General features: G+C 38.8%; 22 protein-coding genes and 2 pseudogenes. All 24 read right to left on the bottom strand.

Annotation, left to right across the window (positions count from 1 at the left end):
- Window positions 1-12: 12 nt before the first annotated feature.
- Window positions 13-369 (bottom strand): annotated as a pseudogene (locus HHK02_RS05960) (site-specific integrase); the annotation flags it as partial.
- A complete protein-coding gene (locus tag HHK02_RS05955) occupies window positions 370-579 on the bottom strand; it encodes a helix-turn-helix transcriptional regulator (RefSeq protein ID WP_003669790.1) in 210 nt (69 codons plus the stop codon).
- The gene (locus HHK02_RS05950) at window positions 580-1,191 is read right to left on the bottom strand and encodes a DUF3278 domain-containing protein (protein WP_003669789.1); all 612 of its coding nucleotides are present in this window, start codon (window positions 1,189-1,191) and stop codon (window positions 580-582) included.
- The gene (locus HHK02_RS05945) at window positions 1,192-2,220 is read right to left on the bottom strand and encodes a C40 family peptidase (RefSeq protein ID WP_003669787.1); all 1,029 of its coding nucleotides are present in this window, start codon (window positions 2,218-2,220) and stop codon (window positions 1,192-1,194) included.
- A 120-nt stretch (window positions 2,221-2,340) separates the two neighbouring features.
- Window positions 2,341-3,336, bottom strand: coding sequence for a tryptophan ABC transporter substrate-binding protein (gene trpX / locus HHK02_RS05940; RefSeq protein ID WP_003669786.1), 996 nt, complete (start codon window positions 3,334-3,336; stop codon window positions 2,341-2,343).
- Window positions 3,337-4,236 carry an ABC transporter permease gene (locus tag HHK02_RS05935; RefSeq protein WP_003665032.1) on the bottom strand — a complete coding sequence of 300 codons (900 nt, stop codon included), beginning with the start codon at window positions 4,234-4,236 and terminating at the stop codon, window positions 3,337-3,339.
- A complete protein-coding gene (locus tag HHK02_RS05930; protein ID WP_003669785.1) occupies window positions 4,237-5,001 on the bottom strand; it encodes an ABC transporter ATP-binding protein in 765 nt (254 codons plus the stop codon). It lies immediately after the preceding gene.
- Window positions 5,002-5,565, bottom strand: coding sequence for a cadmium resistance transporter (locus tag HHK02_RS05925; protein WP_003669784.1), 564 nt, complete (start codon window positions 5,563-5,565; stop codon window positions 5,002-5,004).
- Window positions 5,566-5,898, bottom strand: coding sequence for an ArsR/SmtB family transcription factor (locus tag HHK02_RS05920; RefSeq protein WP_078009752.1), 333 nt, complete (start codon window positions 5,896-5,898; stop codon window positions 5,566-5,568).
- Window positions 5,899-7,221 (bottom strand): MATE family efflux transporter, encoded by a 1,323-nt coding sequence (locus HHK02_RS05915; RefSeq protein ID WP_099979724.1) that lies wholly within the window; start codon window positions 7,219-7,221, stop codon window positions 5,899-5,901.
- The gene (trxA, locus tag HHK02_RS05910; protein WP_003669309.1) at window positions 7,222-7,539 is read right to left on the bottom strand and encodes a thioredoxin; all 318 of its coding nucleotides are present in this window, start codon (window positions 7,537-7,539) and stop codon (window positions 7,222-7,224) included. It abuts the gene before it with no gap.
- Window positions 7,540-8,295, bottom strand: coding sequence for a TerC family protein (locus HHK02_RS05905; RefSeq protein ID WP_003669779.1), 756 nt, complete (start codon window positions 8,293-8,295; stop codon window positions 7,540-7,542). It abuts the gene before it with no gap.
- Complete coding sequence (locus tag HHK02_RS05900) at window positions 8,296-9,216, bottom strand: RluA family pseudouridine synthase (RefSeq protein ID WP_098035637.1); 921 nt, start codon at window positions 9,214-9,216, stop codon at window positions 8,296-8,298.
- Window positions 9,217-10,134: a magnesium transporter CorA family protein gene (locus tag HHK02_RS05895; RefSeq protein WP_003669776.1), complete on the bottom strand. Its 918-nt coding sequence runs from the start codon at window positions 10,132-10,134 to the stop codon at window positions 9,217-9,219.
- Window positions 10,135-11,568, bottom strand: coding sequence for a C69 family dipeptidase (locus HHK02_RS05890; RefSeq protein ID WP_099979725.1), 1,434 nt, complete (start codon window positions 11,566-11,568; stop codon window positions 10,135-10,137).
- Window positions 11,569-12,897 carry a nucleobase:cation symporter-2 family protein gene (locus tag HHK02_RS05885; protein WP_098035613.1) on the bottom strand — a complete coding sequence of 443 codons (1,329 nt, stop codon included), beginning with the start codon at window positions 12,895-12,897 and terminating at the stop codon, window positions 11,569-11,571.
- Window positions 12,898-14,307: a Na+/H+ antiporter NhaC gene (gene nhaC / locus HHK02_RS05880; RefSeq protein ID WP_098035596.1), complete on the bottom strand. Its 1,410-nt coding sequence runs from the start codon at window positions 14,305-14,307 to the stop codon at window positions 12,898-12,900.
- Window positions 14,308-15,810: pseudogene (locus HHK02_RS05875) on the bottom strand (YfcC family protein). It lies immediately after the preceding gene.
- Window positions 15,811-16,566, bottom strand: coding sequence for an SDR family NAD(P)-dependent oxidoreductase (locus tag HHK02_RS05870; protein ID WP_181462884.1), 756 nt, complete (start codon window positions 16,564-16,566; stop codon window positions 15,811-15,813).
- A complete protein-coding gene (locus tag HHK02_RS05865; RefSeq protein ID WP_098035598.1) occupies window positions 16,567-17,304 on the bottom strand; it encodes an IclR family transcriptional regulator in 738 nt (245 codons plus the stop codon).
- The gene (locus tag HHK02_RS05860; RefSeq protein WP_099979726.1) at window positions 17,305-17,958 is read right to left on the bottom strand and encodes a histidine phosphatase family protein; all 654 of its coding nucleotides are present in this window, start codon (window positions 17,956-17,958) and stop codon (window positions 17,305-17,307) included. It abuts the gene before it with no gap.
- On the bottom strand, window positions 17,959-18,222 hold the full coding sequence (locus tag HHK02_RS05855) for a hypothetical protein (protein WP_078009744.1): 264 nt from the start codon (window positions 18,220-18,222) through the stop codon (window positions 17,959-17,961).
- Entirely contained in the window at window positions 18,223-20,352 is a 2,130-nt protein-coding gene (locus HHK02_RS05850) for an LTA synthase family protein (protein WP_099979727.1), read from the bottom strand.
- Complete coding sequence (locus HHK02_RS05845; protein ID WP_181462904.1) at window positions 20,353-21,474, bottom strand: glycerol dehydrogenase; 1,122 nt, start codon at window positions 21,472-21,474, stop codon at window positions 20,353-20,355.
- Window positions 21,475-21,794: the final 320 nt, after the last annotated feature.

Here is a 21,794-nt window from a genome sequence, read left to right as displayed (position 1 = left end):
GGGATTACGTAAATCCGATAAGTACCGGTCTTGATGAGTGGTTGATGGAAAGAGCCATTCGGATTGAATATCATTTTCTTGAAGCCAGGCATAATAATCTAGTAAATCCTGTTTAACCGGTTTTAGATACAAAATATTGGGCTTTTTAGTCTTTTTATCGCGAATATACGCATTTTTCTTGATAGTTCCATCATCAGCGAAGATTTCGTTGCGTCTCAGCGCTAATACATCACTCACTCGAAGCAATGTTGCCTTGCCGACTTGGAAGATGGTATAGTTTCGGCGACCATAGCGGAAATTATTAAGTAAGGCGTCCTGGACTTCGTGTAGAATGTTGGTGTCTTTGATGGGTAGAACGTGTTGTTTCATCTAATTGTTTCTTTCATCCGTATGTTCCTCCCAAAATAGTGAATTAAGATCAGTATTTAATGCTTTAGCTAAATTAATACAAAGTTCTAACGAGGGGTTATACTTATTATTTTCAATTAAGTTGATAGTTTGACGAGCTACTCCAATTTTTTGAGCTAGCTTTAACTGGGATAATCCTTGATCTTTTCGAAATTGTTTAACACGGTTCAATTACTTATGTATTAATAGAAGGCTAGTAATAACGATAATAATAAATAAAACTAACCAATATTTTTGATGTAAGTGATTTTGAGTTACTTTTTTGTCATTAGGATCGCTTTTAATTTGATATATTTCCCAAGTACCCATTAATAGTCCGTAGATAAGGCCACTGACAATAACACTACTAATTGTAGAAGGTTCTGTAAGTAATGGAATTAAGGCTCCTTTGTTAGGCAACCAATCGATAAGGATTGTTAATCTGTACATTACAATTACAAAATAAATTCCTAAGCCAATTGCTCTTTTAATAAATTTTTGTTTAGTCTTGCTCTCCTGTTTGGCTTCAACATCAATTTCTGTTAAATGATGTCGTTTAGTTTTATATAGAATATAGCCTAAAGAAGCGAAAACAGTTAATAGTAGGATATCAAGAGTAAGTTCAGAATTATTAGTACTAAGCATTAAAAGGCTAGCAATAAAACTTAATAATAGATTTATTGATAATAAAAATATGGCAATATTATTACCGATTCGATTGAGTTCATTGCGGCGATATTCATCTAATGGTCCATGAATACCGTAAAACCACTTAATGATTTTGGTGCTAATTGTTTCTTTCATTTAGTTCATGCTGATGTAGAAACTAGGAGTGTAGTAGTTGATGTTACCAGTTTGAACGTTTTGACCTGGTGTAGGAGCTTGGATGTAACCACCATTACCAGTAGCGATTGCAACGTGGTAAGGAGCACTATCTGGGCCCCAGAAGTAAAGGTCACCACTTTGAGCGTTTTGGATATCACTGTGGTGGGCACCGAGGTTAGTTTGTTGGTAAGTAGTCCGGTAGTTCGAACCAAGACCATATGCATATTGAACTAATCCTGAGCAGTCAAATCCGCCTGGTTGGTTACCACCCCAAACATATGGAGTACCAATTTGTGCTTGAGCAACGGCAACCGCATTAGCAGTAGAACCATTACCTTGGCCAGCAGCAGTTGAAGTTGCTGGAGTAGCGGTTACAGCAGCAGTACTTTGAACAGTAGTGTTGCTTTGTGGAGTAGCAACTGCTTCAGTGGCAGCGTATGTAGTTTGTGTTGGAGCTGCAGTGTTAGTAGTTGTTGTTAAAGTAGTAACGTTGTTGTTAGTATTTACAGCACTAATTTGAGCAACGCTAATAGTAGCAGAAGCAGCACTTACTTGGGCTGGAACTTGGGATACGGCACTAACTTGAGCAGTAGTGTTGTTATCAGAAGCAGCAGATACGACTGTTGTTGGTTGTGCCTGGTCGGCTACGTTGCTTGCGTTTGTGGCAGAAACAGCTGGTGTAGTTGATGCAGCGGTTGTTTCAGTAGTTTCAACGGCTGCTTGACTAGCAGTAGCGTTATCAGTTGCAGTAGGTGCAGCAACTGTTGCGGCAGCAGAAGCAGCACTGATAGCAGAAGATGGGATAACTAATTGTTGACCAACGTAAATTACGTTAGGGTCAGCTAATTGGTTAGCAGTAGAAATTGAATCAACAGTAGTAGCGTATTGTTGAGCAAATCCCCATACTGTATCTCCTGATTGTACTTGAACTTGTGTGTCAGCACTTGCAGTGTTAGCAACAGCTAATGCACCAGCAGCACCTAAGGCAGCAGCAAGGACTTTTGACATTTAATTAAGTAGGGAGTAAGTATAATGAACGTATATCAAACTATCAACGTTAATACTCGTTGGCAAAGCCGGTAATTCAGGTTGTTTCGTCATGGATGCGACCTGAAGAACAGATTGCATTCATTTGTAAACCTCTCCTTTCGTTTCTGCATCCTTTTCAAATTGAGCAGGAATTTGTAAGTTAAGTTTTCGAGCCTGCTTAATGTTGAGAACAGGAGTCCCATGCTTCATGTACTCAATCGGAGTATCAGCTGGTTTTGACTTGCCTTTGAGGATTGCAACCGTCATCTTTGCACCTTGGACACCTAAAGCACGTTGGTTAACACTGTAAGTTGCAACGCCACCTTGCTTAACCATTGTGTCAGTTGCCGGGAAGACTGGTTTGTTAGCGGCATCCGCATTCTTAACTAAAGTTTGCATTGCTCCAGCGATGGTATTATCTGTTGGTACAATTACTGCATCAACCTGGCTAAGCATTTGTTCGGAAACTTGGTTTAAGTCATTACTGTTGGCAATTGAATAGGCCTTCAAGTTAATATTCATCTTACGACATTCACGCTTGATTTGGTGATAACCGGCTACTGCTGAAGCATCACTTGAAGTGTAGATGACCCCCAGTATTTTCATTCGCGGCATGAATTGCTTGATCAAATTGAGTTGCTCGCGAATTGGTGCTTGGTCAGATACTCCAGTAATATTGCCACCCGGATGCTGATTATTTTTAACTAGTCCAGCTGTTTTTGGATCGGTAACAGCACCAAGTACAATTGGTGTTTTGGTAGTAGAATTAGCTAATGCTTGAGCAGCAGGGGTCGTAATTCCAAAAAGAACAGTTGAGTTATCATCAACGAGTTTTGAAGCCATTGTTTTAAGATTACTTTGGTCACCGTTCGCATTTTGATACTCAATCTTGATATTCTTACCGTTGTGGTAACCTTCCTTTGCTAATTCATCAACATATCCTTTATAAATTTCATCTAACGCTGGGTGATGCATCAAGGTTAACACACCAACTTTTGGAATTCGTTGCTTAGTTACGAATCCATTGTTTTCTCTAAAGAATGCGAAACAAAGGAAAGCGATAATAATTGCAATTAAACTGTACATTCTTTTCATTTATTCATGAGGCCGGACTCCTTTCAAAATTGGCTTTTTAAGGTGAATGCGTTCTTCAAGTTGTGGCAACATCATGCAGATTGCAAGGACAACTGAGGAGATAAGGTTGAGGTCGTTGGCGGAGAAACCAAGTTGTAGCACAGCAAGTAAGATGATTCGGTAAATGATACTACCAAGAGTAACGGCGACAAGTCGCTGGTTAAGTGTTAATTCACCAAAGGCTACTTCACCAATAATGATTGAAGCAAGGGCGATAACAATCGTTCCAATCCCCATGTTAATATCAGCGTATCCATTATTTTGAGCAATCAACGCACCACAAAGTCCAACGATCCCATTTGATACCATTAGACCGATGATGACCATTGTGTCGGTATGAATCCCGAATGATTTTGCCATCACAGGATTATCACCAGTTGCGATAAAAGCTTGCCCATAGTCAGTTGAAAGGAAGAAGACCAGGATTACGGTAATAATCGCAATCGTAACTATTCCCAAGAAGACACTATCAAAGTATTGGGGCAGACTTCGCATGAATTCACCGCTAAAGAGAGTCTTTTGACCAAGCAACGAAACGTTTGATTTACCCATAATGCGGAGGTTAACGGAGTAGGCGGCGGTCATAGTTAGAATTCCGGCTAATAAACTGGGAATTTTTCCTTTAGTGTAGAGCAATCCAGTGATCAAACCGGCGAGCATTCCAGCACCAATTGCAATTAAAGTTGCCAGAAAGGGATTAATGCCATGTGTGATTGCAGCAACAGCACTGGCGGCCCCAAGAGGGAAAGTTCCTTCAACAGTCATATCAGCAAAATCAAGAATTCTAAAAGTCAGGTAAAGACCAAGACCAAGTAAAGCCCATAATAGTCCTTGACCGATTGATGATACGATTAGATTCATCTATCCTTCAAAATAAGTATAAAGTTTCTCAGGGGTAAGAGATTTTCGTTGCTCTGCATTAAAATCTGCTTTGATTTCACCATCTTTAAGCACGATTAGACGATTTCCATACTCTAAGGCATCTTCAAGGTTATGGGTAATCATTAAGGCAGTTAAATGATCTTTAGTGATCCGTTCATTAGTAGCGTGTAATAGATTTAAGCTTGTATGAGGATCAAGAGCAGCAGTGTGTTCATCCAACAAAATAATGTCAGGTCGTTTGATTGTTGCCATTAAAAAGCTTAATGCTTGCCGTTGTCCCCCCGAAAGGGCGCCAGTAGCTGTATTCATGCGATTCTCAAGACCATTATTCATTGTTGCAGCTAGCTTGGTGAAACGGTCCATATTACTTTTGAGCTTCCGGGGAATAAGATGGCGACGTTCACCACGTTTAGTTGCTAATAGCATGTTTTCAGCAACGGTCATTCGTGCAGCCGTCCCCAGTTTTGGATCCTGAAAAACACGGGATAAGAAAGCTGTTCGCTGTTCTTCTGTTGTATTGGTAATATCTTGTCCATTATGCAAAATTTTTCCTTCGTCAGCGTGCAGGTTTCCGCCGATGACATTAAAAAGGGTCGATTTACCAGCACCATTCGTTCCAACGATCGTAATGAAGTCTCCCTCATTAATTTTAAGGTTTAAGCCTTTAAGAATAGTTGTTTCACTCGATGTGCCCTTATTAACAATGGTTTTGACACCTTGTAATTCCAAAATAGGTTTATTCATCTAAAGAAGGTGAATAAGGTGGGTAATTAATCCACTATCCCAAAAAACATAACAACCAACACCGATATAAATAACTTTCATTAAGGTTTCACTATAACGTTGCATTGCTTGCTTAATTAGTGTAATATTACCAATTCCCTTAATGAGAATCACGATCGCAATTGAAAGGACTGCGATAAAAAGAAGTGCCTGAGTAAATTGCTGGAAGGTAAGATTCGTTAAAATTGGTAAGAAAATTGAGAGGTTACAACCAGCGCAAACTGCCAGATAGGTTATTAAGGTGGTAATAATTGGGCCGTGCTTTTCTGCATGAGTTGGGTCTTCATCGTTGTCATGCAGAGCCATGTAAATAGGGAGGATCCCTAGTATTCCTAAAATCCATTCAGGGAGGAAAATGGCGAGAGTTTTTCCTAGTAAAAAGCTGATGGTAACCAGAACAAGAAGGGCACCAAGATAGCCAATGATTACATCACGAAGGTTATACCTTTCGAGTAAAAAGATTAAGATGAAAAAGAAATCGAGGTTTACGGCAAGAAATGTGATAAAAATAATCCACCAATTCATTTATTTATATAAATTACGGGGATGAGGTTCACCCTTAATTTCATGTTTAACGTGCTTTAACATATCATCGATCATTTCAATGACATGAGGATCATCTAAAGCATAGTAAACGCGGGTCCCTTCTTTATGGCGACTGACTAACTGATAGCGATACAAAATACCGAGTTGCTTTGAGACGATCGGTTGCGCAAGGTGAAGGTCATTAACGATTGTTTTAACATCCGTTTCACCGTTATAGTGCCGGAGATAATATAAGATATTTAAGCGCGTACTATTACTTAAAACTTTATAGATTTTAGCAGCTTCATCAATAAAGGCTTGGGTTGAAGACAATTATTTAAAACGCGGACGATAGCAATAAAAGAAAATAAGTGCCAGGATAAAGGTTAAACAATCGGAAATAGCCTGAGCAGCAATGATTCCAGTATAACCAAATAATTTTGCGGAAATACTAATCACTACCCCGAAAATCAACCCCTGACGACAGAATGAGAGCCAAAATGCAGGCGTTGCTTTTCCCGTTGATTGGAACATGGTTGTAAAAACGAGAATGATACCAGCAAGAGTAGTCGAAACTGACAGCCAGCGAAGCATCAAGGCACCTTCTTTTACTATTTGGGGATCACTCATGAAAATGCGAATAACCTGGGGAGCGAAAATGAAAAGAATAATAGTGAGCATAAAGGTAAGACTAGCAACAACTTGAATATCAAATTTAACAACTTTATTAAACCGTTGCTCATCTTTAGCGCCGTATACGTATCCGATCAAGGGTTGCGCGCCAAATGCAAAACCAACTATTACCATATTGATGATCATATTTGCTTTCATCGCAATTCCCATGGCAGCTACACTATCCGCACCATAAACAATCAAGTAACGATTAGTTAACGCAACCGCAAACGTTGCCATGATGTTAGTGACCGAGGCCGGGATTCCGATAGCGTAGATTTCAAATTGAAGCTTCCAGCCGATTTTCGTTTCATGAATTGAAGTCGTCAACTTTTTACTCTTTGTTCGCAAATAATAAATCATTAAAATATCGCCAATAACAGTACTTGTTACAGTAGCCAACGCTGAACCAGCTGCGCCGAGTCCACATGTAAAAATAAAAATTGGATTTAAAACGATATTAATTCCGGTCCCCACCATACTAGCGATCATCGACTGAATGGCTAGCCCTTCTGTTCGCAAAATATTAGTTGGTGAAAGTCCAAAGATAATGAAAACCGCGCCCCAAGCAATCACTAAGTAATATTCTCGTGCATATTGCCAAGTAGCTGGCGAGGCACCTAATAAATGTAAAATTGGTGTTTGAAAGATAATCATTATTGCAGTTACGATGATTCCACAAATAATCGGTGCATAGAAGCAATAGCCACTGACAAAACGTGCTAATTTATCACGATGTTCACCGAATAAGCGGGAAATAACTGAGCTTCCGCCAAGCCCAAAAATGTCACCTAGGGCAATCATTAACGTAAAAATTGGGGCTCCCTGAGAAACTCCTGCAACTAAATCAGGGTTACCAGTTTTGGCGACGAAAAAGGTGTCAACCATGTTATAAATCAAAGTTACTGCCATGCTCAATACGACCGGCAGTGCAAGTGTAAAGTATGCGCGTTTGATTGAAGAATGTTCAAATAGCTCGTCCATTTATTCGGTTATTTTTCGTTCAAAGTAATGAGCCAGTTTAGCCTCTGGATAATATCCAGTTACCTTTTCTTTCGCCTGTCCATCCTTAAAAAGGACCAGACTTGGGACGCTCATTACTTTATACCGTTGTGCAATTTCTTGATTTCCATCAACATTCATCCGCACAAACTTGATTTTATCACCGTATTGCTTTTCTAGATTTTGCATAGCTGGTTCCATCATTTTACATGGACCACACCATGGTGCCCAAAAATCAACAACCGTCATTGAGCCTTGAACATCCTTATCAAAGGTCTCAGCTGTTGCATCAATTGCCATTTATTCTACCTTCTTTTTCTGTGATCTACGTATAAAGTGAATAATAATCGTTACCGCAAAAACAAGCAAGATAAAACTACCGAAAATCCCTGATGGAATCTCGATGTCAATTGCAGGAATCGTTAAGAAAAGTTTAATAGCAATCACAAAGATTAAGATATATGCCATCGGTTCTAACTCAGGAACTTTGCGCATCAGTTTCATAATAACTTCAGCAATTCCTCGCATACATGCAATCCCAATCAGACCACCGATTAAAACAATAACCGGATTATTAGAGACAGCTAATGACGCCAAAACAGAATCAATGGAGAAAATAATATCCATAAATTCGATCTGTAAAACAACTGTCCAAAAAAGCTTTCGTCCAGTTAAATGCGTTTTACCTTCACGGGTCTTTCGCATTGCTCGCTTACCAAAGAACTTATTATGAAAGTAACGATAGACAAGGTAAATTAAGTAAGCAGCTCCAATAACTTTGATTTCCCAAAAGTTAATGAGATATACTCCGATTCCAATAATTAAGAATCGGAAAATGTAAGAACCCCAAATACCATAGAAAAGTGATTCTTCTTGTTCTTTTAACGTTGGTAATACACGTGTCTGAGCCGCTAACACAACAGCATTATCAACTGACAGTAAACATTCAATCATAACCAACGAAAAGATGATTAACCAATCCTGCCCTGATGTAACGACTGTTGCCCAGTTATGTGGATCAAAAAATGGTCCATACAACTTCTCTAAAAGTGACAATTAAATTTGCTTTTTAGCTAAGTTATATTTTACCAAATAATTTTCAAAATACGACGGTAATGGCGCACTAATATTTAAAGATTTCATTACGAAGGGTAATATGAGTTTTTGCGCTACACCATGAAGCAGCATCCCCTCTGTTGATAAAGGATTATAAAGCGGATCGCCAACAATCGGATGACCGCTATGTGCCAAATGAACCCTGAGTTGGTGTGTACGGCCAGTTACTAAATGAAGTCTCACCAAGGAACGTTCGTGATTACTTGCTAGTGTTTTATAATAGGTCAAGGCCGGCTGCGCGTTTTGTCCGTTTACTTGATGAAGATGGGGATTCACTGGATTACGCCCAATTGCCCAATCGAACTTTCCACTCTGAGCCATCTTACCCTCCACTAACGCCAAATATTGTCGGTGAATTTGTCCATCACTAATTAATCGGTTAAGGATTGGGACAACAATTGGATTCTTAGCAACAATTACTGCTCCACTCGTTTGTAAATCTATCCGATGAACCATATAAGCATTATTTTGACTATGCGCTAAATAGCCTGCAACATCGTTCATTAATGTTCCTGTTTCACCATGGTAATTAGGGTGAGTTTTTTGTCCTCGCGGTTTATTTACTACTAACAAATCGCGATTCTCATAGAGGACCTCTAAGTGTGATTGTGAAGACGGAATATAATCATTTGCGGCAGGGGTCCGAATTTCATCACCACAAAATAGCAACTGAATATTATCATTTCTTCCCACCAGTTCATTCATTGACCGATATTCACCATTAACAAGCACTGTCCGCCTAATTCGTAAATAGTGGATTAGACGATTAGGAAGCAGCCATTGATCATGCAGTAATTTGCGTAATGGTTTTGTCACCTGGTCATCAGCTAACTTTTCACTAATTTGCCACCGATATTTCATTTATTTCCACCAATGACGATTAATAAGAAAGATGACACATGCCAACATTAAGACAATAGTAATGAAAATTGTAAAAACCCATGAATAGGTCCCGTTCGCAAGGGGTAGTTTGACGTTTTCACCGTAAAAGCCAGATACAATTGTTGGGATTGAGAGAACAATTGAATAAATGGTTAGGTATTTCATCGTTTGGTTTAGATCACTATCAAGAACCTTGCTATAAGCATTAGAGACACGGGCAGAAACATCTGAAGTCATCTGTGCCATTTCTAGCCCTTGCTGTGCTTCGACAATTACATCGTCAAGATCATTATATTGCTTAGTAGTAATGTGGTTACCAAAGCGGCGTTTAAATTCTTCGAGTAGGGAAACATTCCCTTTGAGCGAGGTAAGAATATAAACTAGGCCAGTTTCGATTTCCATAAATTGAGTAATGGCTTGGCGGCCCGTTCGTCGTTGAAGATTTCGTTGAATTTCTTGTCGCTGTTGATCTGCACGACGAAGGGGACCAAAATAATCAGTCGAAAGGCGATAAAGAACTGGGAACACTAAGTTTAATTTGTCGTCATTTTCCCCGTGTTTCTTTAATAATTGTAGCTGATTAGCGATGATTCCATTTACAAAGTTAGTTTTTGCATTTGTAAAAGTAATGATATTATTAGCGGTGAGCATGATGCCAATTGGTGCAGTCTGTGGAGCAGTCACAGCATGAGTTGGTACATAGACATCGAAAATTAATAATGTAACTCCTGCATCTGGATCAATTTCAACCCGGGCTTTTTCGTAAGGGTCAATTGCATAATCAAGTAATTCTTGAGTAACCTCATATTTTTCAATTAAATCTAATCGCTCATGGGGGAGAGGTTCGAATATACTTATCCATTTACTATGATCATTAATTTGTTCTGTTGTTAACATTTATAAGTTATCGCCACGTTCAAATTGAAATTTAGAATTCAACAACGCTTCATGTAAAAGCTGGTTAATCAATTTATGCGTTTCATTCAGAACATGATTAGCGGTTTTCATATTTTGTTCAGTTAGGCAGTTAATTAAATTAGCTGAATTTTGAATCTGGGCTGTTTTTGTAATTGTGTCTACTCGTCCTACGCCATAGCTTTGACACCGATCACGGAAATCATTTACCTCATTGATAAATTCATGATAGTGTGGTTCTACAATCACTTCTAACAATTTATTTAACCAATAAGCACTCTTATCCGGCTGCGCATCATCTGTCGCATACTTATATTTTGCCGGAGTATCACTAATATTTGTAAAGAACGGAACATAAGGGCTATAGCAATAAAAGCCAAAATTAATCCATTGAATAGCAGCATATTGTGCCGGTACGTCATTCCGAATTTGCAAAATACATGAACTTTGATTACGATCAAGTGCAATTGAACGGAATTTTCTCTGTTCCTCCGGTGTTCCAGAAGCATAAGTTCCCATTGGATCATAAGGAGTACCGTTATAATGCGATGAGAGGAAGTACTCTACATCCTCAACGGCAATTTTCTTTTCTGCATGTTGAACAAATGGAATTTTTTGGCTGGTAGGCTCCTGTTTTAAGGATGGAGTAAAGAGCTTTTGACCATACCAAGAACGAGGGGTGTTGTAGTAGGCATCTGCCTCATCTTGTGTGCCAAAAATATTCCGGAAATTAAACGTTTGTGGATTAGGATTTAAATGATATTTTTCAACAAAATCTTTAATTTGCGGCGCATACATGAAGCTATCGTGATCGTTAAAGTCGACCTCTTCGATACACATAATGTTCGGTGCAATTGCATAAGCATCATCAGGAATCCGCTGGGCAACCCATTGATGACCTCCACCGGTCTCAAAATACCAGACTTCATCCTTATCGCTAAAAGCAATTCCGTTACTTTCACCAGTACCGTATTTTTCAATTAGGGAACCAAGACGTTGAACTCCTTCGCGGGCGGACTTAATAAATGGTAGGACGAGATAAACCATTGAGTCTTCATTAATTCCGTTTTCTACTAACGGATCATGACCAAGCACTCTGGCATTTGTCATTTCGGTTTCTGTCGCACTCATTGCAACATTATATTCATTAATGCCTTGCTCATCCCAGCGTCCTTCATCAGGCACGCCATTGGGAGTTGCCGTATAACGGCATCCCTGTCCCTTCATCTCAACAGTTAACCCATTATATTTTGAAACATAATGTTCACCAGTATAATCTTGGGCTGGAAATACTTTGAATGTCTTAGGATTGACTCCATCTTCTGCATCCTCATCACGTGCAATAATTGTTGAACCATCAATCGTCGCATTCTTTCCAACAAGCATTGCCGTACAACTACTCATTAGCTTTTGCATTTAATCATGATTAGCCCACCGGTGATTAAATAACAGATTAAGAAGAACGGCCGAAAGACTGGTGACGACAATCCCGTTACCCAGGATGATTTGAAATTCAGTTGGCATATGCTGGAACAGTTGCGGATACATGGTAATCCCTAATCCTAGTCCAATTGAAACAGATGCAGTAAGAAGGTTGGCATTGTTAGAAAAATCAACTTTATGGAGAATTTGAACTCCCTGAACACCGACCATCCCAAACATCACAATCATTGCGCCACCAAGGACCGGTTCTGGAATAACCGTTGCGAGAGCGCCGACTTTAGGTAAAAGACCAAGCAATAAGAGTAAAAAGGCGGCATAGTAAACGGGTTGGCGGCTTTTCACTCCAGACATTTTAAGAACACCCACATTTTCAGAAAAAGTAGAATAAGGGAAGGTATTAAAAAGTCCGCCTAAAATTGCAGCAATTCCTTCAGCGCGGTATCCACGTTCTAAGTCGTTGGTTGTTAATTGCCGGCCAGTAATATCGCTGAGGGCAAAGAAAACACCGGTTGACTCAATCATTGTCGTGAGCGAAACAAGAATCATTGTGATCATGGCACTCATATCAAAACGTGGAACGCCAAAGAAGAATAATTGTGGAGTGTGGAACCAAGCAGCTTCACTAACCGGTTTAAGAGAGACAAAGCCTAATGCGCTTGCAATGAAAGAAGAAATTAAAATTCCTAATAAAATGGCGATTGACTTCATAAAGCCGCGAGCAAAAGCATTGAATAACAGAATGATGGCAATTGTTAGAAAGCCGATAAGGAGGTTAGCGGGATCACCAAATGAAGCAGCAGTTGGCGTACCTCCTCCTAGGTCTTGGAAACCTACTGGAACAAGAGTAAATCCAATAATAGTTATTAAAGATCCGGTAACGATCGGCGGAAAAAACTTCTTTAAGCGGGCAAAAAAGCCAGCAATTAGGAAAACAAAGATCCCAGCTGCAATAATGGCCCCATACATATAAGTAATTCCTAGCTTTCCACCAATTGTTTCGAGGGGAGTAACAGCTTGAACTGCACAACCGAGGACAACAGGCAAGCCGATTCCAGTTAATGGTGTTCGTTTTAATTGTAAGAGGGTTGCGACACCACACATGAAAATATCGATTGAGACTAGGTAAGTCATTTGAAGCGTGGAGAAATGTAAGTAATGTCCAATTAATAGCGGAACAAGAACGTCCCCAGAATACATTGCAAGTAAGTGCTGGAAACCAAGGACAAAATTTTGCCATTGACGAGTGAAATCGATTTTAGTGTGACGACTAGGTGCTTGAATAGATGAAACAGGTTCTTTCAATTAAGCTTCCTTTATTTGATTTTCATTTGTAGTATTGCGTTGCTTTCCTTTTTGCCACTTCAAACCAATCCCCGTAACTCCACTTAAAATTGAGAAGACTGGTGAAAGCAGACTAAAGAAAGCGAATGGTAGGAAGTGAAGGACTGGTACACCAAGGGTTGAGGCGGCGAATGAGCCGGCAACTCCCCATGGGATTAAGTAGTTAATAACACTTCCGCCATCTTCAAGGACACGACTAAGAGCTAAAGGTGAAAGACCCATTTTATCAAATGCACCCTTAAATGCCTTACCTGGAAGAATAACGGAAAGGTATTGCTCCCCAACAAAAAGATTAATGCCAATACCTGAGAGAATGGTAACAGTAATAAGACTGCCAGGCTTATGAAGATGATCAACGAGTGGCTTCATTGCCGACTGAACAATGTTAAACTTCATCAAAATTCCTCCCAGTGAAAGAGTAACAATGATCAAGGAAACTGTTCCCATCATGTTGCTAATCCCACCACGAGTAAGCAATGTATTAACAGTTGCATCGCTGGTATGAGCAACAAAACCATCACTAATTAATTTGGCGAGAGATTGAAGAGAAGTTCCTGGCTTTTGGAAGAAGATCATGATTACTGTAACGAGGATGTTAATAAATAAGGTTGGAATAGCTGGAATATGACGCCATGCACAGATAAACATTAAGGCAATTGGCAATAAGGCCCACCATGAAATCGTAAATTGTTGATTAAGGATAGCCATCGTGTGGGCAATCTTACCGGCACTCATATGGGAACTGGAATTACCAAAGAACCAGAATAGAATTAGCGAAACAAGAAAAGAAGGAATCGTTGACCACATCATATTCTTGATATGGGCGAAAAGATCACTACCAGCGATTGCCGAGGCAAGATTAGTTGAATCAGAGAGTGGCGACATTTTATCACCAAAAACCGCTCCCGAGATGATTGCACCCGCTACTAAAGCAGGATTAGCATTGAGTGCAACTCCCATTCCGAATAAAGCAATCCCGATTGTCGAAATAGTTGTGAAACCACTACCAATGGATAAACCAACTAAAGAACAGACAATAAATGTTGATGGGACAAAAAATTGACTGCTAATTAATTTAAATCCCACAATCATAATTGTAGGAATAACTCCAGTTTGAATCCAAACGGCAATTAATGCCCCGATAAGGATGAAGATAAAAATGGGGATGATTGCGGTACCGATTCCTTCTTGAATGCCTTTATGGATCTCATCCCAACTAGCACCACGAAATTTAACCCAAAAAATAAGCAAAGCAATGGCAAATAGGACGGGAATCTGTGGTGATAAACCAAACTTAATCACGGCAGTTCCTAAAATTATTAACATGATAAGTAAAAGAGTTACTGCCTCTTTGAAACGAATACTCTTCATTTATCCTGCAATTAATACTTCTGTTACCAACAATCCACCACCAAAGATTAAAACAAAGACAACTACCGGCCACACGAACCGCAGCCAATGAGAATATCGCATATCAAGCATTTGCAAAGTTGCCATTACTAATCCAGTCGGTGCTAAGAATAACATTGCATATTGCCCAAATTGATATGCAGTAACAACCGCATATCGTGGAATATGAACCGTATCAGCTAGTGGCGCTAAAATTGGCATTGCTAGCACTGCTAAACCAGATGATGATGGAACGATAAAGCCTAAGACAAAGAATACCAACATCATCACAATAATGAAAAATGATCCGTTCATATGCGCAACCATTTTTGAAGAAGCATAGAGAATTGTATCAGAAATATAGCCATCATTAAGCACTTTATTAATTCCCCGTGCCAAACCAATAATTAATGACACACCGACTAAGCTAGCTGCTCCATTAGAAAAAGCTGTTGTGGTCTTATATTCGCCTAAACCTTCTTGGTGCTCGAAACATGTTAAAAACATAATAATAGCAATTGTTAAGAAAGCTGATGCCATGTTAGGAAAGGCCCATCCTTGGGCCATTACTCCCCAAATCATAATTGGGAAAGCACAAGCAAATAAAATTAAAATAATTTTCTTTTTTAAAGTAAACCGCTGATCTTTTTCTTCGCTAGTAGTCATTCCCCACATTTGATCAAATTTATCCCGGTCATCATAAGAATAGGAAAACTGGGGGTTCTGTTGTACTTTACGTGCATACCAATGCAAGTAAAATAATAAACAAGTAACTGCAATAACCAAGCCAAAAATTCGTCCTGCCATTCCTTGCGTAAAAGTTGTCCCAGCAGCATTTGACGCAATTACAACTGAAAACGGATTGATTACTGAAAATGTTGTTCCAAGCGAACTTGCTAAGAAAATAGCCCCAACACAAACAATTGAATCATAACCCATCGCAATAAAAACTGGGGCTAAGATTGGATAAAAGGTACCCGCTTCTTCTTCAATCCCACATAGGGTTCCGCCAAGTGCTAGTAAAACTGTCACGAGGAACACCTAAAATAAATTTTTCCCCTTAATTTTGGTAGATAGCGCGGCTAGCCTAGATTCAAAGGCTCCACTTGCTTTAACAACACCAATCAAACCACCTAAGACTAAGATAAAAATCATAATATCAACTGATTCTATCGTATCATCGACCATACTAAAGAAAATATCGCTGACCGAAGCAGGATGCTGTTCAAGCCGCTTATAAGTTCCCGGTACTGAAATTGGCTTATTGATTGCACCAGATTTAAACTGGTCGACATCAATCTGAATGTGCAATTTATCTAATGTTGCCTGTGTTGCCGGATAACTAATTTTTTCTCCAGTTGATTGTGTTACTTGGAGATGATCATTGACATATGCTAACTTAGAATAACTTCCCGCTGGAACAATCCAAGCAAGCATTACTGCGATCACTGTCAGAAAGAATAAAACTGTAAACGCGCCTGGCATTTATTGTTTAGGCTGTCCGCTCCAAATTCCATATCCCATTGATGCGCCGATATTTTGTCCAGTAATTGCACTTGCCTCTTCAGAAACTAAAAAGTAAGCAACATTGGCAATTTCTTCTGGTTCTGCAATTCTCTTTAGCGGGCTTGCATCTCGATAACTCTGCTTTACTGTTTCTGGATTTCCTTTAAACATTGGGGTATTGGTTGCACCTGGATTAATATTATTCACACGAATTCCATAAGGACCATAATCAAGCGCCATCGATCGAACTAAATTTACTACTGCTCCTTTTGCGGCATTATACGCTGGCATACTATAATCCCCAAGTAACCCTGCAACTGAAGCAATATTAATTATGCTGCCAGCCCGACGCTGAATCATTCCAAGGATAAATGCCTTTGTCATTAGATAAATTGACTTTACATCCACTGCCATCGTCTTATCCCATTCTTCTTCAGTTAAATCTTGAAGCTGACCGCCAATAAAAATTCCTGCATTATTGATAATTGCATCAATATGATCATTTTCCGCATTTGCTTCGTTACTAAATTTCTCAACTGATTCAGAATCCCCTACATTTACTTGTTTTAGTGTAACTTTTTCAAGTGAATATTTTTGAACAAGCTCCTGATACACATTTTTAGCTTTATTGAGATTATGAACTCCTATAATCACATGCCAGTCATTCTCTAAAAACTTTTTTGTCATGCTTAGGCCCATACCAGTCCCTGCACCAGTAATAATAATATTTTTCATCTAGTTATTAAAGATTTGGCCAGTTAATTGGCTACTAGCTATTTGCAGATCATGAACTAATTTATTGATTTTTCGACGCTGTAATGTTGTCTTTGTTCCTAATACTCCCAACGTTCCAACTAGTTGCTCATTTTTATCAAATACTGGTACCGCTAAATAACGATTCTCTAATTCCACTTCTTCATCATCTAATGCATAGCCTTGGTCTTTAATAATTTGTAAACTATAAGCTAAACTATTTTGATCCGTTAACGAGTTTTTGGTTTGCGTTTGTAGTTTAGTTCTCGTTAGTACATCAGTTTGAACCGTCTGATTCATAAAGGCTAGTGCACATTTTCCCATCGCACTAGTATTAAACGCCTGGGCTTTTCCTAACTGATGGAAATCATTCAGTCGTTTTTCGAAGGCAATGACTTGGGTAATTACTAATTGTTGGTTAAACGGCATCCCTAAAAAAGCACTCAGCTCATATTTATTTACCAATGGTTGAACTATCCGGCTTGCAAGCCATCCAACTGGTAAATAATTAGCATTAAAATACTGATTAAGATAGTAACGACGATTGACCTTGATTAAGTCTTTTAATGTAACTAAAGTTTGTAATAAACGATAGGTAGTAGTTTTATTTAATTTAACATTTTTAGCGATTTCGGTTAATGTGCAACCATTTTCTTGTTTCTTGATATAATCTTTTATTTGTTGTGCTTTAACCAAAGTGGTTGAAAAATTATCATTCATTTACTTATTATATTCAACAATTTCCATATCATTATCAGTCAACGTTGCGCGCGTCAGGCTTCCATTTGCTGGGCGCTCTGTCACATCATACTTTCCATGACCAAACCGTTCTACTAAACTTAAAACGGTATTTCCATGACTTACCCATAAAACATTTGCATTATCAGGTAAATCAGCATTCCGAATTAATTCAATCCCTTTGTTCATTCGTTGCCAGTACTCTTCATTATTTTCGGCATCATGAAATGGATCAGCATCCTTTAACCAGTCTTTGGCTTGACCAATGGAATATGCGGTTACAATTTCACGGAAGTTCTTAAAGCCATGAGGGGCACCCGCATTGTACCAAGCAAGATCCATATTTGTTCCTTCATATGATCCATAAAACTCTTCCCGAAAATAAGGAGCAGTGACTGGATGAGCTACAGAATTAGCATTATTAAGATTTAAGATTACTTGTGCTGTTTCCATTGCTCGGGAAAGGTCACTACAAAACGCACCATCGAAGTGAATGTTTTGTAACTTCTCCCCAGTTACCTTTGCATCTTCTTTGCCCTTCATAGTTAATGGCGAATTACTCCAACCCTGTAATTTGTTGTAAATGTTGAAGAAAGTCTGTCCATGACGAACAAGATAAATATTCAATTTAGTCATTTAATTCTTTGCTGGGACCAAGGCAGGAACAAAAAGCCAGTCATAACTAAATAATTTTTTTAGCTTTTTATTTACTGGAATCCATATTCCTGCTTTCAAGATATCAACCAATGATGCCCGTAAAGTTTTATCTTCCCGATATTGTTTAGTTAATGGAATCTTGAGTAAGTGGCCTTCTTCAGTAATTACGGTAACATTTTTCGGAGTAACTTTAATAATCTTAGCGGCAACAATATTTGGTTGACTAGTGTCTCTAAGTTTCATCTACTTATTATTAGCATCTGGGTTAGTGATCTTAATACGGTTGGAATCAGTGGAAGAGTGGCTTTGCTCAGGGGCGTCAGTGCTGTAGTCATCTACAGTTGAACGGTCACCGTTTTCTGAGTAAATACTTGTTGATTTAATTCCTTTCTTCTTCTCGATTCGCTGCGCTCGTTTTAGACCATTTGAATAATTATAATCAGCTGGGTTAACGTTTTTAAACCCTTTTGGATGGTAGAACCGCAAGAGATTCTTTTCATTTAATGAATCAGAAAGAGTTAATTCCTTATTTACAAAATCTTGATCCTTCTTTAATTTCTCTTGCTGCTTCTTGGTAAGTTTAGCTTCTTTCCCAGTCTTATTATTGTAAATTGTTCCGCCCACACTCGTATAAGTTGGCGTAACAAAATCCCGATTACGGAAGGCAACCACTTGATTATGCTTGCTGGAGAAGAGATCGGTTCCAAATTGAATATAGCGTTTACTGCTAATTCCTAATAAGTGAAGGAGGGTTGGAAGAACATCAACTTCTCCACCATAGGTATGATAAACTTTTCCGTGACCCGTACCAGGAATGACAAACATTAGTGGTACACGTTGCAGCTGAGCATTATCAAAGTCAGTCCAATCATCTGCACTCTTCCCAAGAACACTTGCTAAGGAAGTATTTTCACTGTTTGAAATCCCATAATGATCACCATAAATCATAATGATTGATTTCTTATCAAGCCCAGTCTTTTGGAGATAGTTAAAGAATTCTTGGATTGATTGATCAAGATAATGAGCTGTTACGAAGTAATTATCGACGTTACTGTCCCCGGTATTAGTTGTTTGGAAGTTTGGATCTTTATCCTCATCATCAAGCGTGTAAGGGAAGTGGTTAGTAACAGTAATATATTTAGCGTAGAATGGTTGCTGTAAACTTTGAAGATACTTGATCGAGTTTTTGAATAATAACTTATCTTTAAGTCCATATCCGGTAGCCTTGTCTCCAGAAGTATCGTAATAACTAGCATCAAAGAAGTACTGATAGCCTAAATTCTTGTATACATTATTGCGGTTCCAGAAACTAGCAACGTTTCCGTGGAAGACTGCGCTCGTGTAACCGGCGCGTTGATTAAGAATCGCAGGAGCACCTTGGAAAGTATTGTCACTCCCTAGTGTGGCAAATAAAGATCCTTGTGGCAATCCAAATGTACTAGTCTCTAAAAGGTTTTCCGCGTCACTGGTCTTACCTTGACCGACTTGATGGAAGAAATTATCAAACGAGTAGGCATCCTTACCGTTATAAAGCGAGTTAAGGAATGGGGTAACTTCTTGCCCATTGATCTTCTTGTTAATTAAAAATTGTTGGAAACTTTCAAGGTGAATAATAATCACGTTACGACCCTTTGCAATTCCATACATTTGTGGATTGGCCGGAGCGTAGTGCTTATCAGTGAACTTCTTAACTTTTAGGAGCTCAGGTTTAGTAGCACTTTGTCGCATATTATTGATATGTTGCGACTTCACTAAATCATAACCAGTAAAAGTATCAATCCCAAGATATTTCACAATGTAGGAACGATCAAATGTCCGGCAGAGTAATTGTGGGCGACTCATTTCTGCAAAAGATAAATTAATCCCAAATAAGACAAGGCCAACGGAGCTAAAAGCAAATGCTAACCGCGTTCCAATTGCTCGTGGATCAAATTTGATAACTTTACAGAGCATTAAAATAAGAATTACGACGATATCTAACCAGTAAAAGACATCATGAAAGTTAGTGAGGGCAAGTGAACTACCACTTAAACCTTGATTAACTTTTGAATAACCGGTCATCGTAGCAATTGTCATAAAATCGGTAAATTCACGATAATAGATGACGTTTAAATAGAGTAATAGGGTGTTTGCGATATCTAGACCCATAATAACTGGGTAGAAGAACCGCGAACGCTTAAAGTAGAATGCTAAACTGTAAATAAAAAAGGTGGTCGCTAATGGGTTAAAAATTAAAATAAGGTATTGAAAAATTCCCGTAACGCCAAGCTTAAAGTCAGTAAAGTAAGCAAACAGGGTCTTTAACCAAAAAAGGATAACTAGGAGGGTGAAAAAACCAATCCTAGTATCCACAAATTTGCTTAATTTTTTCATTTACATCTGGCTATGATGACAATGGTGACTATTTAAATATTGCTTAGTATATGCATCAACTGCTCGTAATGCTTGAGCCACGTCATCTGGTGTTACCTTAAATGGTAAACGATCTAAGGTATCTTGTTCTGAACAGGCGGCTTTTCCAGCATTGAGTAATTCTTCATCAGTGACATTTTCTAAATGTAGATCAGCAAGAGTAGTTGGTAGACCTAAAGAAAGAATAAATTGGAAGTACTTGTTATAACGTTCCTGGTCAGCGCCTTCCAACATTAATTGTGTTAAGGTACCGTATGCGACCTTTTCACCGTGTGTTAAATCATGAGTCTCTTCTAAAATTGTTAAGCCATCATGAATAGCGTGGGCACCAGATAGACCACCACTTTCAAAACCGAGACCGCTCATTAGTGTATTTGCTTCAACGATATTAGAAAATGCTGGTGTAACGACATGCACTTCTGCATCAGCTACAGCTAGGTGTGAGTAATTAAATAATGTTTCTTCACACTTCTGAGCGATTGCATTTCCAACAAGGGTTTGTTTTTCACCAAGCATTGTATCGCTATTAGCTTTGGCAACTGCTTGTGCTTCAACATTAGTAGCTAAAGCATCAGCAATTCCAGAAATTAACATCCGAACAGGACCATTGGCGATAACTTGTGTATCAACTAAGACCAAGTCAGGATTTTGGTTGTAGAAACGATAATGGTCAAATCCACCGTCATCAGTATAAATTACTGAGAGACGTGAACAAGGTGCATCATTTGAAGCCAACGTTGGCATAATTACAACGGGTAGATGGAGATTGTCGGCAATTGCTTTGGCGGTATCAACTGTTTTACCCCCACCAAGACCATAAACGACGGTTACATTATTTTCTTTACCAATTTCTGTGACCCGGTTTACTTCGTTAGTGGATGATTCCCCATTAAATTGAACACGGGTAACATCATAACCACTTTCTTGAAGATATTGTTCAAAACGCTTACCTACAATTTTATAGACGGTTTCGCCAGCCAGTAATAACGGTTTTGTGCCAAAGTTTTTAAGATACTTATCACTTTCAAAAAGGACACCTTTGCCTTGGATGTAAGACGATGGTGAGCCAAATTCTTCAACCATGCAAAAGCGGAGACCATTGGTCTCACAGAAATGTTCAATTACTCGCGAATAAATTCCAGTCGCTTCAAAGTAGATAATTGGCTTCTGAGCTTTCTTAATCATATCTCGTAGAGCATTAAACCCCGCTTTCGTGTGTACTAAAGAAAACTCCTTTAAACAGTGTTTCCCTCGATACCAGACACAGTAGCTTTTCCCCATTGAAACATCCAAGGCAAATATATCAGACATAAACAACCTAAGATTAGTTCAGGACAAAAATAATTATTGTCCTGGACTTTTTTGTTATTCTGAAGATAGAGCTAAGATCGATCATGCTCCCA

This window comes from Limosilactobacillus reuteri (assembly GCF_013694365.1).
Lineage (GTDB): Bacteria > Bacillota > Bacilli > Lactobacillales > Lactobacillaceae > Limosilactobacillus > Limosilactobacillus reuteri_E.
This window is presented reverse-complemented; position numbering and strand designations above follow the sequence as displayed.

What these genes read in the sequence shown, in the direction of transcription:
- HHK02_RS05950 (WP_003669789.1), bottom strand. Translation starts at nt 1,191, where the DNA reads ATGAAAGAAACAATTAGCACCAAAATCATTAAGTGGTTTTACGGTATT.
- HHK02_RS05945 (WP_003669787.1), bottom strand. Translation starts at nt 2,220, where the DNA reads ATGTCAAAAGTCCTTGCTGCTGCCTTAGGTGCTGCTGGTGCATTAGCT.
- trpX (WP_003669786.1), bottom strand. Translation starts at nt 3,336, where the DNA reads ATGAAAAGAATGTACAGTTTAATTGCAATTATTATCGCTTTCCTTTGT.
- HHK02_RS05935 (WP_003665032.1), bottom strand. Translation starts at nt 4,236, where the DNA reads ATGAATCTAATCGTATCATCAATCGGTCAAGGACTATTATGGGCTTTA.
- HHK02_RS05930 (WP_003669785.1), bottom strand. Translation starts at nt 5,001, where the DNA reads ATGAATAAACCTATTTTGGAATTACAAGGTGTCAAAACCATTGTTAAT.
- HHK02_RS05925 (WP_003669784.1), bottom strand. Translation starts at nt 5,565, where the DNA reads ATGAATTGGTGGATTATTTTTATCACATTTCTTGCCGTAAACCTCGAT.
- HHK02_RS05915 (WP_099979724.1), bottom strand. Translation starts at nt 7,221, where the DNA reads ATGGACGAGCTATTTGAACATTCTTCAATCAAACGCGCATACTTTACA.
- trxA (WP_003669309.1), bottom strand. Translation starts at nt 7,539, where the DNA reads ATGGCAATTGATGCAACAGCTGAGACCTTTGATAAGGATGTTCAAGGC.
- HHK02_RS05900 (WP_098035637.1), bottom strand. Translation starts at nt 9,216, where the DNA reads ATGAAATATCGGTGGCAAATTAGTGAAAAGTTAGCTGATGACCAGGTG.
- HHK02_RS05895 (WP_003669776.1), bottom strand. Translation starts at nt 10,134, where the DNA reads ATGTTAACAACAGAACAAATTAATGATCATAGTAAATGGATAAGTATA.
- HHK02_RS05890 (WP_099979725.1), bottom strand. Translation starts at nt 11,568, where the DNA reads ATGCAAAAGCTAATGAGTAGTTGTACGGCAATGCTTGTTGGAAAGAAT.
- nhaC (WP_098035596.1), bottom strand. Translation starts at nt 14,307, where the DNA reads ATGAAGAGTATTCGTTTCAAAGAGGCAGTAACTCTTTTACTTATCATG.
- HHK02_RS05870 (WP_181462884.1), bottom strand. Translation starts at nt 16,566, where the DNA reads ATGAAAAATATTATTATTACTGGTGCAGGGACTGGTATGGGCCTAAGC.
- HHK02_RS05865 (WP_098035598.1), bottom strand. Translation starts at nt 17,304, where the DNA reads ATGAATGATAATTTTTCAACCACTTTGGTTAAAGCACAACAAATAAAA.
- HHK02_RS05860 (WP_099979726.1), bottom strand. Translation starts at nt 17,958, where the DNA reads ATGACTAAATTGAATATTTATCTTGTTCGTCATGGACAGACTTTCTTC.
- HHK02_RS05855 (WP_078009744.1), bottom strand. Translation starts at nt 18,222, where the DNA reads ATGAAACTTAGAGACACTAGTCAACCAAATATTGTTGCCGCTAAGATT.
- HHK02_RS05850 (WP_099979727.1), bottom strand. Translation starts at nt 20,352, where the DNA reads ATGAAAAAATTAAGCAAATTTGTGGATACTAGGATTGGTTTTTTCACC.
- HHK02_RS05845 (WP_181462904.1), bottom strand. Translation starts at nt 21,474, where the DNA reads ATGGTTGAAGAATTTGGCTCACCATCGTCTTACATCCAAGGCAAAGGT.